The 12432-nt window shown below is 53.3% G+C and carries 10 protein-coding genes; 4 read left to right on the forward strand and 6 right to left on the reverse strand.

Annotated features, from left to right (window positions below; genetic code table 11):
- Window positions 1-356: 356 nt before the first annotated feature.
- Window positions 357-1280, reverse strand: coding sequence for a transcriptional regulator LrhA (gene lrhA, locus ACSZO1_RS11810; RefSeq protein WP_437612741.1), 924 nt, complete (start codon window positions 1278-1280; stop codon window positions 357-359).
- A gap of 903 nt (window positions 1281-2183) precedes the next feature.
- Between lrhA and ACSZO1_RS11815 the strand changes: the two genes are divergently transcribed.
- Window positions 2184-3401: a pyridoxal phosphate-dependent aminotransferase gene (locus ACSZO1_RS11815; protein ID WP_437612743.1), complete on the forward strand. Its 1218-nt coding sequence runs from the start codon at window positions 2184-2186 to the stop codon at window positions 3399-3401.
- A gap of 183 nt (window positions 3402-3584) precedes the next feature.
- Window positions 3585-4184: a 5'-deoxynucleotidase gene (gene yfbR, locus ACSZO1_RS11820; RefSeq protein WP_437612745.1), complete on the forward strand. Its 600-nt coding sequence runs from the start codon at window positions 3585-3587 to the stop codon at window positions 4182-4184.
- Window positions 4185-4219: 35 nt separating this feature from the next.
- Here the strand turns inward: yfbR and ACSZO1_RS11825 are convergent, their stop codons facing one another.
- The 4 genes from ACSZO1_RS11825 to yfbV form a co-directional block, all read right to left on the reverse strand.
- Window positions 4220-6055, reverse strand: a complete 1836-nt coding sequence (locus ACSZO1_RS11825) for an SLC13 family permease (protein WP_437612747.1) — start codon at window positions 6053-6055, stop codon at window positions 4220-4222.
- Window positions 6056-6132: 77 nt separating this feature from the next.
- On the reverse strand, window positions 6133-6792 hold the full coding sequence (locus ACSZO1_RS11830; protein WP_437612749.1) for a sugar phosphatase: 660 nt from the start codon (window positions 6790-6792) through the stop codon (window positions 6133-6135).
- Between the two features lie 13 nt (window positions 6793-6805).
- Window positions 6806-7300: a YfbU family protein gene (locus ACSZO1_RS11835; RefSeq protein WP_437612751.1), complete on the reverse strand. Its 495-nt coding sequence runs from the start codon at window positions 7298-7300 to the stop codon at window positions 6806-6808.
- 150 nt (window positions 7301-7450) lie between these two features.
- Window positions 7451-7903 carry a terminus macrodomain insulation protein YfbV gene (gene yfbV / locus ACSZO1_RS11840; RefSeq protein ID WP_437612753.1) on the reverse strand — a complete coding sequence of 151 codons (453 nt, stop codon included), beginning with the start codon at window positions 7901-7903 and terminating at the stop codon, window positions 7451-7453.
- A gap of 343 nt (window positions 7904-8246) precedes the next feature.
- On the opposite strand from yfbV, the gene ackA reads away from it, so the two are divergent.
- Both ackA and pta read left to right on the forward strand, forming a co-directional pair.
- On the forward strand, window positions 8247-9449 hold the full coding sequence (gene ackA, locus ACSZO1_RS11845) for an acetate kinase (protein WP_437612755.1): 1203 nt from the start codon (window positions 8247-8249) through the stop codon (window positions 9447-9449).
- Between the two features lie 84 nt (window positions 9450-9533).
- Window positions 9534-11663 (forward strand): phosphate acetyltransferase, encoded by a 2130-nt coding sequence (gene pta, locus ACSZO1_RS11850; RefSeq protein WP_437612759.1) that lies wholly within the window; start codon window positions 9534-9536, stop codon window positions 11661-11663.
- 66 nt (window positions 11664-11729) lie between these two features.
- Here pta and ACSZO1_RS11855 read toward each other — a convergent pair whose 3' ends face one another.
- Window positions 11730-12353 carry a carbapenam-3-carboxylate synthase domain-containing protein gene (locus ACSZO1_RS11855; protein ID WP_437612757.1) on the reverse strand — a complete coding sequence of 208 codons (624 nt, stop codon included), beginning with the start codon at window positions 12351-12353 and terminating at the stop codon, window positions 11730-11732.
- Window positions 12354-12432: the final 79 nt, after the last annotated feature.

A 12432-nucleotide genomic window follows, 5' to 3' on the forward strand; every position in this document is an offset into this window, starting at 1 on the left:
TTAACCACCACATTCTGACAGGAATATCGGCTTTTTCCTGCCCCTTAATAGGGTTATTTTTATGATCCAGAACACACTTTCATTCTTTATGATAAAAAAATAGCCAGTTTCCATAACAATCACTCACGATGCGCAACCAATTTCAAATTAATTACACACGGTGATTTTTTTGTTATGCACTATCAGAGAGGCAACAATATGCAGAAAATAAAGCGATGAAATATGGCGGGTAAAAACGCAGAAAAACAGCAATAAAAAAGCCCTTCACTAACATAAATCAGTAAAGGGCTTATTTTTATACTTAATACTACGCAAAGGCGTATTTTAACAGGAATAATTCTCGTTATCTTTAACGATTATTCCTCGTCATCCAGCAGAACGGAACCATCGCCTTCACCGAGCAGAGTGTAAGGATCATTGCTGGATTCCATCGCGTTAAAGATCGCCAGCGCCAGCTCATTATCGCTCTCCGGATTACGGCACAGCAGATACTGAGTATCCGGCAGCACTGGCAGACCTTCCGCCGCGCCCATCACACGCAGTTCCGGACTCATCATCTCCACCGGACGCGCAGTGACGCCCAGTCCCGCTTTCACCGCCGCACGTACTGCCGCCAGCGTGGAAGCGACATAAGAGATGCGCCATGGGATACCGGCTTCATTCAGATGGTCGATAGCCATATCACGGTACGGGCTTGGCTCATCCAGCAGCACCAGTGGAATCGCTTCACCACGGTGGAACACATAATCTGCCGCGCAATACCACAGGGTTGGCGACGTACGCAGTACCTGATGAGTAAAGTTGCCCGGGCTGGAGGTTGTCACCACCAGATCCACTTCGCCCTGGTTCAGCATCTCCATCATAAATGGATTACGCTTCACGCGAACGTCGATCGCCAGTTTTGGATAAACTGAGGTCACACGGTTCAGCAGGAATGGCAGAATGGTGTCAGAAGTATCATCAGAAGCGCCGATAGTCAGCACGCCCTGAATATTGCTGTACATCAGCGAGGTACAGGCTTCGTCATTAAAGCGCAGGATCTTTCTGGCATAACCGAGCAGCTGGATGCCATGCTCGGTTAACAGCTTGTTGCGTCCATGACGGGCAAACAACTCTTTGCCCACCAGCTGTTCCAGACGCTGCATCTGTTGGCTTACTGCTGATTGCGTTCTGCATACCGCCGCCGCTGCCGCCGCAAAGGTATTGAGATCCGCAACCGCAACAAACGTCCTCAGCAGATCGAGGTCGAGGTTGAGTATCGGACGATTTGCACTAGTCATATTTTTCTTCACTTATATTTAGATTTTTTACAAACAGCTACCCTGGTGTTACTGCTTTGCTCTATCTCATGGATAAAGCGCTGACAAACGATGTTGCTACTGAGATAAAACCAGACTCTCTTAACAACACCGTGTCGTCGTCTGACGTCAGAATCTCCTTTTCGCCAGCGCCCGGCCTGCTGTGCCAGCACAACCGGGAACCGTTAAAAATAGTCTCTTTCGACTGATAGATCGTTAATGCACGCAGCACTAACCTATAAGTTGCAGGAAGCTGCGTCGTAGTCATTAATTCATGCACGCAACAATGCAAAAAATTTCGGGTCGCGCGTTAACAGGATAAGACCACTAACCTGAATCAACTTTCCACAGCGCTGTGAACGCAGCACTAACTAATAAATAACGCTTACTGTTTTTTGGGCTAAAACGGCGATTTTGACTCGTTAAAAAAGCGATTTTCCCGCCATCAATTCCCCTGATATGTATCCTGGCATACTGCCGTTTACTTTTTAAGCCCTAATACCACTATTCTTATCACTAAAGCAGGATTTTATCGATCAGACGGGGTTTTTTCGGGTCTGACCAGTTATAAAAAACCGTTTCATTAACATTCTTAAACCCGTCGTTGCCGTTGATGCGAATTAACCTCATTTGCCATCTCCCGATGAATCTGGTCGCACCAGATAACAAAATCACCACTTCAATTAGAATCATTTGACTATTTCCCTCCGCATCTATCCACCTTTTTCTAACAAAAATAGTAAAAAAACATTGCCGCGTTTCCGGATAGTGATCCGTGCAACGGCAAAAGGTAAGAGAGCCCTTCAAAAGCGCTGAACAGAAGAGTAAATTGGGCAAGTTATTTTCCACGGCAGGAACGCGACTCAGTCAGTTAAGGCGATGTAGATGAACTTTCAAATTGATAAATCAGGTAAGCTGGATAACGTCTGTTACGACATTCGCGGCCCGGTGTTAAAAGAAGCAAAGCGCCTTGAAGAAGAAGGCAACAAAGTCCTCAAGCTCAACATTGGTAACCCGGCGCCCTTCGGCTTTGAAGCGCCCGATGAGATCCTGGTTGATGTGATTCGTAATCTGCCAGGCGCGCAGGGTTATTGCGACTCGAAAGGTCTCTACTCCGCCCGTAAAGCGATTATGCAGCATTATCAGGCGCGCGGCATGCGCGACGTCACCGTGGAAGATATCTATATCGGTAACGGCGTATCAGAACTGATTGTGCAATCAATGCAGGCGCTGCTTAACAGCGGTGACGAAATGCTGGTGCCTGCGCCAGACTATCCGTTGTGGACGGCAGCAGTATCCCTGTCCAGCGGTAAAGCGGTGCACTATCTGTGCGACGAGTCCGCTGGCTGGTTCCCGGATCTGGACGATATTCGCAGCAAAATCACACCGCGCACCCGCGGCATTGTGATCATTAACCCGAATAACCCGACCGGCGCGGTGTACAGCAAAGAGTTGCTGATGGAAGTGGTTGAACTGGCGCGCCAGCACAACCTGATTATCTTCGCCGATGAGATTTACGACAAGATTCTGTATGACGAAGCACAGCACCACTCGATTGCGGCGCTGGCGCCAGACCTGCTGACTATTACCTTTAACGGTCTGTCAAAGACTTACCGTGTGGCAGGCTTCCGTCAGGGCTGGATGGTGCTGAACGGCCCGAAAAAACATGCGAAAGGGTATATCGAAGGCCTGGAGATGCTGGCATCAATGCGTCTGTGCGCGAACGTGCCAGCACAGCATGCGATCCAGACTGCGCTGGGTGGCTATCAGAGCATCAGCGAGTTTATCGTGCCGGGCGGTCGTCTGTACGAACAGCGCCAGCGCGCATGGGAGCTGATTAACGAAATCCCTGGCGTCAGCTGCGTGAAGCCGCAGGGGGCGCTGTATATGTTCCCGCGCATTGATGCGAAGCGCTTTAATATTCACGATGACCAGAAGATGGTGCTGGATTTCCTGCTGCAGGAAAAAGTGTTGCTGGTTCAGGGCAGCGCCTTTAACTGGCCATGGCCTGACCACGTACGTATTGTCACCCTGCCGCGCGTGGATGACCTGGAAATGGCGATCAGTAAATTTGGTCGTTTCCTCGAAGGTTATCATCAGTAACGTCTGACATCAGGTGACGTCTGAGAGCGTCGCCTGGTTGATCAAGACTCCGGGGCGACCATCCCGCGTCTTTCGCGGATGGCACCGCTCCGCAGCCATCGGGATGTTTCCCCGAATATCTGACTTTTTCAGTCGTCTGGTGAATCTTCATGCTTCACCAGTCTCTACTTCAGGACATGACTTATGACGCAAAGCCACTTTTTTGCCCACCTCTCGCGCCTGAAACTGATTAACCGCTGGCCGCTGATGCGCAATGTGCGCACCGAGAATGTCTCGGAGCACAGCCTTCAGGTTGCCATGGTGGCGCATGCACTGGCGCTGATTAAAAACCAGAAATTTGGTGGTCAGCTGAATGCTGAACGTATCGCGCTGATGGCGTTGTATCACGATGCCAGCGAAGTGCTGACCGGCGACCTGCCGACGCCGGTGAAGTATTACAATGCGCAAATCGCTCATGAATACAAAAAGATCGAAAAAATTGCCCAGCAGAAACTGATCGACATGCTGCCCGCCGATCTGCAGGACGCGTTTCGCCCGCTGCTGGATGAACACCTGCATGCGGCAGAAGAGACAGCGATAGTTAAACAGGCGGATGCGCTCTGTGCTTATCTGAAATGTCTGGAAGAGTTGTCTGCAGGCAATAACGAGTTTGTGCTGGCAAAAGCCAGACTGGAGAAGACGCTCGATCAGCGCCGCAGCCCGGAGATGGATTACTTCGTTGACGTGTTTATCCCCAGCTTCAGCCTTTCTCTGGATGAAATCAGTCAGGATACCCCACTCTGATCTGCCCCCTCCCCCGTTTCACGGGGGAAGGAGTATCAAAACGGAAACAGCACCGGCACCATCAGCACACTGACGACCATCACCAGTAAGGTAAACGGCACCCCGACCTTCACAAAATCGCTAAAGCGGTAACCGCCCGGCGCCATCACCAGCGTATTCACCGGTGATGACACCGGCGTCATAAAGGCCGCCGAGGCAGCAACGGCGATAATCATGGTAAAAGGATAAGGCGACACGCCCATCTGATGTGCGGCGGCAATGCCAATTGGCGCCATCAGCACCGCCGTAGCGGTGTTGGAAATAAACAAGCCAATCCCCGCACAGAGAATAAACAGACAGACCAGCATTACCTGCGGCCCCCGGCCACCAGCAATATCCATCAGCCCCTGTACCACCAGCGCCACACCACCGGTTTTCTGCAACGCGATGGCAAACGGCATCATGCCGACAATCAAAATAATCCCCGGCCAGTGAATCGAACGGTAAGCGCTTTCCATATCAATACAGCGGAAACGTCCCATCAGCAGGCAGGCAATCAGTGCGGCGACCGGATTGGGAATGGATTCGGTGAGCATCATCGCCACCATCAGCGCCAGCGAAAACAGTGCGTGCGGGGCCTGGCTGCGTGCCGGTGCGACGTCATCCACCTCGGCCGGCAGACTGAGCACAATAAAATCGCGCTTCTGCTGCTGCAGCTGACCAATCAGTTTCCAGTCGCCAATCACCAGCAGAATATCGCCCAGCTCCAGCGCCTCATCAATCAGCGCGCCTTCCAGCACCTCGCCGTGACGGCGGATGCCGACCACGCTGACACCGTAGCGGCTGCGAAACGCCAGCTCACGCAATGTCCTGCCGGGCAGTTCCGAATCAGGAATGAGCGATACCTCCGCCATACCGACATCGCGCGCCCGCTCAGAAAAATAGTCGCCGCGCAGCACCATCGGTTCCAGTTGCTGTTCCGCGCAGAATTCGCGCAGATCGATTTCCGCCGCCGACATATCGATCAGCAGCACATCATGGACGCGAAACTCAGTGCTGCCGGTCACCGCCACCATCACACGGCGAAACTTGCGCCAGCGCTCCAGCCCGACCACATTGGCGCCATAACGCTCACGCAGTTTTAAATCGTCCAGCCGGTAACCCACCAGCGGCGATCCCGGGCGCACCGAGAGACGCCTGGCGCGGCCGGTCAGTTTGTAATCACGAATCAGATCGCGGAAAGTGCGCCGGTGACGCGCAGCGCCCTGCTGCTGCTGGTCGTCCGGCAACACCAGCCACCAGCGCGCCACCAGCATATAAGCAATGCCCATCAGCAGCACCAGCAGGCCAATCGGCGTAACGGCAAAAAAGCTGAAGCCCTGTAACCCCTCACGCTGCAGCTCACTGTTGACCACCAGGTTAGGCGGCGTCGCGACCAGCGTCATCATGCCGCTGATTAACCCGGCAAAACTGAGCGGCATCATCAGCCGTCCTGGCGCGGAACCGGTCTTCGCCGCCACACTCAGCACTACCGGAATAAAGATCGCCACCACGCCCGTCGAACTCATCACCGCGCCCAACCCGGCAACCGTCAGCATCAGCAGAATCAGCATCCGGCTCTCGCTGCTGCCTGCCATTCTGACCAGCCACTCGCCCATCTGCTGCGCCACGCCGGTACGCACCAGTCCTTCGCCAATCACAAACAGTGCAGCGATCAGAATCACATTGGGATCACTGAAACCAGCGAGCGCCTCCTGCAGTGTCAGCGTCCCGCTCAGCACAAAAACGATGATGACCAGCAGCGCCACCACGTCCATACGCAGTTTGCCGGTAACAAACAAAATGATGGCGGCCGCAAGCAGGCCGAGAACCCAGATAAGCTGACTATTCACAACAGCTCCCTGCAGTGGTGATAAACAGTACAGAGCATGCCATAAAAAAACCCCGCAGATGCGGGGTTAAATCATGATTAGTGGCGACGATGGACATCCACACTGCCATCGGCATTTTTGTTGATAATCAGCTCTTCCAGCGAGGAGAGCTGCATATCGACATCATCCAGCCGTGGTGTGCTGGCGGGGGCATTGACGGCAATCACATGGCAGCCGGCAGCAAGGCCGGAAAGGATACCTGCGGGCGCATCCTCAACCACCACGCACTCTTCCGGCTCCAGCTCCAGCAGTTGCGCGCCCAGCAGATAGGCATCTGGCTCAGGTTTTCCGCGCGTCACCCGCTCTGCGGTGACAAACACTTCCGGCTCCGGTAACCCGCCAGCGGCACGACGCGCCGCCGCCACCGGCAGTGAGCCAGAGGTGACAATCGCCCAGGGAATACCCAGCTCATTCAGTGTCGCCAGCAATTGCTGTGCGCCCGGCAGCGGGATAATGCCGTCGGTGTCTTCCGCTTCGATTTTCTCCAGCGCGTAAAACTCTTTCTGGATTTCCTCTTCCGGCGCGCCTGCCATAAAGTGACGCAGTGAAGTGATCGCCTGTTTACCGTGAATAAAATCCAGAATCACTGCGGCATCGATTCCGTGTCGTTTACCCCAGTTGCTCCATGCCCGCTCCACGACCGGTAATGAATCCACCAACGTGCCGTCTAAATCAAACAGAAAACCTCTACACTTCACTGGCATTTCCTTCTCAGGCGTTAATGATTTGCGCGATCTCGTTCGCACTCAGATGGTACTGACGCGGACAAGTTTGCCACACTGTCAGCATGCGTTGATATTTTTCCCACATCGGCGTCTGCGCATTAAAGCCATGGCTGCCGGAATCAAAGTGGGTGTAGCGCCCTTCAATATTGACCATAAAGCGCACATAGCCAAGATAGCGCGCTTCCGTTGCCGCATCAAAACCGAGGAACGCCAGACGGCGTTCTTCAAGGGCACTACTATCTTTCAGATTGGTCCAGGAAACATGCATTGCGTGGTGCAGTTCCATAATGTTGATAATGGTGCGGCAGGTTTCTTCGCTCAGCTCACCAAATTCGCGATCCAGCTCGCGCATCTGTAAACCGTAACCACGCTCGACAATGGTCTGCTGACGGCGATAGCGCTCAGCATTGTCCGGATCGAGCATGGTCATCATCTTATACTGGTTGGAGAGGATCAAACGCTGGGCATTGGTCATTTCCATTTTTAGCTCCTGTGTCACAGAGACAGTCTAAATTTAAGAGAGATGACCAAGAATCGCACACTGACTGAGGAGGCGGTATCGCAAGACGACGCTTCTTTGATTTAGTCCGGGTTTCCGTCAATTATTTATTTACGCAAACCCGTGACCGTCTCAAAGATCGTCAAGGAAGGTTTTATCCAGTTGCTTAAAGGCACGTTTCAGCACATCGGCCAGCGCCTGATAGGTCGGTTTGCCTTCTACCGGCGCCAGCGCCTGACCCGCTTCCTGCAGTTTCGCGCGCACTTCATGGAACCAGTGCAGCAGTGTCGGCGGTAGTGGCGTGACAGAACGCTTGCCTAACCACCACAGTCCCTGCATCGGCAGCGAGCAGGCAAACAGCGCTGTCGCCACAGCAGGCCCCAGCTGACCGCCGAGGGCAATCTGCCAGGTCAGGGTAAACACCGCCAGCGGCGGCATAAAACGGATGGCAAACTGTGTTGCACGGGTGACCCGGTTTTCCGGGAAAATCGGCGCCAGGCGTTTATCAACAGGCCATGTCTTCATATAGTGCTGTCCAAGCCGGAACAGGCGGAACCAGCTGACGGATTCGGATTGATTAGCCATGGCAAACCTCAACTTCATCGATAAATATTAAAAAAATCACGCAACTAAATAAACTTTACATCAGCTTCTTCAAAATATTTTGTCATTAAGCGCGACTGTCAGGTATCCTGAGCGCGATTTTGTGTGCACTGGAGCCTGAGTAATGGTTATCGGCCACTGCTGTCGACATCATTAGTTAAGCTGAAATTCAAAAAAAAGCGTAAGATTACTAAGTTTTTTTGCTATCGGGAGCCTTTTAATCCCGGCAATATGATTTCAATCATTAATCTACTAGCTTTCATGCGCTACGCTGATAGTCTGTTTTGACTTTTTTTTTAGCCACCTTAAACAAATGGGTACTTCCATGTCGAGTAAGTTAGTACTGGTTCTGAACTGCGGTAGTTCATCCCTCAAGTTTGCCATCATTGATCCTGCCAACGGTGAAGAATACCTGTCTGGTTTAGCAGAATGCTTCCATCTTCCAGAAGCACGTATCAAATGGAAAATGGATGGCGCTAAAAAAGAAGAATCTCTGGGTGCTGGTGCGGCACACAGTGAAGCACTTAACTTTATGGTTAACTCTATTCTGGCACAAAAGCCGGAGTTATCGGCACAAATCGTTGCAATTGGTCACCGCATTGTTCACGGTGGCGAAAGCCTGACCAAGTCCGTGGTGATTGACGACAGCGTCATCAAGGGCATTAAAGATAACGCCTCCTTTGCTCCACTGCACAACCCGGCGCACCTGATCGGCATCGACGAAGCGATGAAGAACTTCCCGCATCTGTCTGACAAAAATGTCGCGGTTTTCGACACCGCATTCCATCAGACAATGCCGGAAGAGTCTTACCTCTACGCCCTGCCATACAAACTGTACAAAGATCACCACGTCCGCCGCTATGGCGCACACGGCACCAGCCACTACTATGTTTCCCGCGAAGCGGCGAAAATGCTCGATAAACCAGTAGAAGAACTGAACGTGATCACCTGCCACCTGGGCAACGGTGGTTCTGTTTCTGCTATCCGTAACGGCGTCTGTGTTGACACCTCAATGGGTCTGACCCCGCTGGAAGGCCTGGTGATGGGTACCCGTAGTGGTGATATCGACCCGGCAGTGATGTTCTTCCTGCACGACAACCTGGGCATGAGCGTTGAAGCAATCAACAAAATGCTGACTAAAGAGTCTGGCCTGCTGGGTCTGACCGAAGTCACCAGCGACTGCCGCTACGTAGAAGATAACTACGAAACCAAAGAAGACGCGAAACGCGCCATGAACGTATTCTGCCACCGCCTGGCGAAATACATCGGTTCATACACTGCGATGATGGATGGCCGTCTGGACGCAGTAGTGTTCACCGGTGGTATCGGTGAAAACGCAGCAATGGTGCGTGAACTGTCTCTGGCGAAACTGGCGCTGCTGGGCTTCGAAGTGGATCACGAACGCAACCTGGCGGCCCGTTTTGGTAACGCCGGCTTTATCAATAAAGAAGGCACCCGTCCTGCGCTGGTGATCCCAACCAACGAAGAGTTGGTCATCGCGCAAGACGCCGCTCGTCTTACCGCTTAAGGTTTCTCCTTCGTCAGCTCAGGCTGACGGAGTTGTTTTGGACACTTGCCACACCTGAGAGGTTAAACCGTGTCACGTACTATTATGTTGATTCCAACCGGCACCAGCGTCGGCCTGACCAGCGTCAGCCTCGGCGTGATCCGTGCGATGGAACGTAAAGGCGTTCGTCTCAGCGTCTTCAAACCGATTGCTCAGCCGCGCTCTGGCGGCAACGCACCAGACCAGACCACCACTATCATCCGCAAAAACTCTGCCATCCCGGCCGCTGAGCCCGTGTCGATGGCACGTGTTGAATCGCTGCTGGGTTCCAATCAGCAGGACGTGCTGATGGAAGAGATCATTGCCCGCTATCACGAAAATACTCAGGATGCGGAAGTGGTACTGGTGGAAGGTTTAGTGCCAACCCGCAAACATCAGTTTGCCAGCGCGCTGAACTATGAAATCGCCAAAACCCTGAATGCGGAAATCGTGTTTGTTACCGCACTGGGCAACGATTCTCCTGCGCAGCTGAAAGAGCGTATCGAAGTTACGCAGAGCAGCTTCGGCGGCAGCAAGAACAAAAGCATCACCGGCGTCATCATCAACAAACTGAACGCGCCAGTGGATGAGCAGGGTCGTACCCGTCCTGACCTGTCTGAAATCTTTGATGACTCCACCAAAGCCAGCGTTGCAAATATCGATCCGAAGCAGCTGTTTGCCAACAGCCCGCTGCCTGTGCTGGGCTGCGTGCCATGGAGCTTCGATCTGATTGCCACCCGTGCGATCGATATGTGCCGTCACCTGAATGCACGCATCATCAACGAAGGCGACATCAATACCCGCCGTGTCAAATCCGTGACCTTCTGTGCACGCAGCATTCCGCATATGCTGGAGCACTTCCGTCCGGGTTCACTGCTGGTGACCTCTGCTGACCGTCCTGACGTGCTGGTTGCCGCCTGCCTGGCCGCCATGAACGGCGTGGAAATCGGCGCCATCCTGCTGACCGGTGGTTATGAAATTGACGAGCGCATCAACAAACTGTGCGAACGTGCTTTCGCTACTGGCCTGCCAGTGTTTATGGTCGAAACCAACACCTGGCAGACCTCTCTGAGCCTGCAGAGCTTCAATCTGGAAGTACCAAGTGACGATACCGAACGTGTTGAACGCGTACAGGAATATGTTGCCGGTTACATCAATGCCGACTGGATTGAATCCCTGACCGCCGCGTCTGAACGCAGCCGTCGCCTGTCACCACCTGCCTTCCGTTATGAACTGACTGAGCTGGCGCGTAAAGCGGGCAAACGCATCGTACTGCCGGAAGGCGACGAACCACGTACCATCAAAGCAGCAGCGATTTGTGCCCAGCGCGGCATCGCACACTGTGTGCTGCTGGGTAACCCGGATGAGATCCAGCGTGTTGCGGCACTGCAGGGTGTCGAACTGGGTGCCGGTATCGACATCGTCGATCCTGAAGAAGTGCGTGAAAAATATGTGCCACGTCTGGTCGAACTGCGTAAGAGCAAGGGTATGACCGAAGTGGTTGCGCGCGAACAGCTGGAAGATAACGTGGTGCTCGGCACGCTGATGCTGGAGCAGGATGAAGTTGACGGTCTGGTGTCTGGCGCAGTCCACACCACCGCCAACACCATTCGCCCACCGTTGCAGCTGATCAAAACGGCACCAAACAGCTCTCTGGTTTCTTCCGTGTTCTTTATGCTGCTGCCTGAACAGGTTCTGGTTTACGGCGACTGCGCCATCAACCCGGACCCAACTGCAGAACAGCTGGCAGAAATCGCTATCCAGTCTGCGGATTCTGCAGCAGCATTCGGCATCGAGCCGCGTGTGGCGATGATCTCCTACTCCACCGGTAACTCCGGCGCGGGCAGCGACGTGGAAAAAGTCCGCGAAGCGACCCGTATTGCCCAGGAGAAACGTCCGGATCTGGTGATCGACGGCCCACTGCAGTATGACGCCGCCGTAATGGATGATGTAGCGAAATCTAAAGCGCCAAACTCACCGGTTGCTGGCCGTGCTACTGTGTTTATCTTCCCGGATCTGAACACCGGTAACACCACTTACAAAGCCGTACAGCGTTCTGCCGACCTGATCTCTATCGGTCCAATGCTGCAGGGTATGCGTAAGCCGGTTAATGACCTGTCACGTGGCGCGCTGGTTGACGATATCGTCTACACCATCGCCCTGACCGCGATTCAGTCTCAGCAGGCTGAAGGCTAAGGTCTTCACGCGCGAATAAAAGCCGCCCGCGTCAGCGCTGGCGGCTTTTTTTATGGTATGCCCTGCTTAGCAACACTGATGATGCGCCGCTGTCAGCGCCCGGCTCTCCAGATAAGGGCAAAACTGGCTGTCCCTGGCGATAGTGTTAATCGACCCAGGCTGCAGGCGGATAATATTCGTAAGCAGAGGAAAATCATCGGATGGCAGGAAAGTGCTGTCGGCCACGGGCATACGATGACAGGCCTTTGTGCCCGCCATTTGCCGCACCAGCGCCAGACTGTTCGTAATCCACAGCTGCTCCGCTTTGATCATGCTGACCTGATTTACGCCACGCGACTCCGTGACAACCACTAGGTCATGATTGTGCTTCTGCATAAACAGGCAGAAATCCCCTTCTGCCAGAGAAAATGCCCTTTCTCCCAGCTGTTCCTGCAGCTGTAACACGATGTCGGCAGAATTCAGTGACCGGGTCTCACCTCCCCACTGCGCCAGCATGCGTCTCAATACGTCGATGTTATCAACATCGCCTATCAGCCAGGCGCTTATCTTATTGGTTCGGCTCACAGCAATATGATGATGATGTTTAAATAGCAGCGTACCGGATGATAATGACGCCACACAATACCGGGAACTTACTTCGCTAAAATGGCTGTCGCCACCATGGCTGACAAAAACAAATTCAATGCTCATTGCCAGGCGGATTCAAGTTCGAAGTGCAACGCTAAGCCGCCTGTCTTAACTCTGCAAAGACCACTGAAGGCTGCCGGAA

This window comes from Erwinia sp. V71 (assembly GCF_965644245.1).
Taxonomy (GTDB): Bacteria; Pseudomonadota; Gammaproteobacteria; order Enterobacterales; family Enterobacteriaceae; genus Erwinia.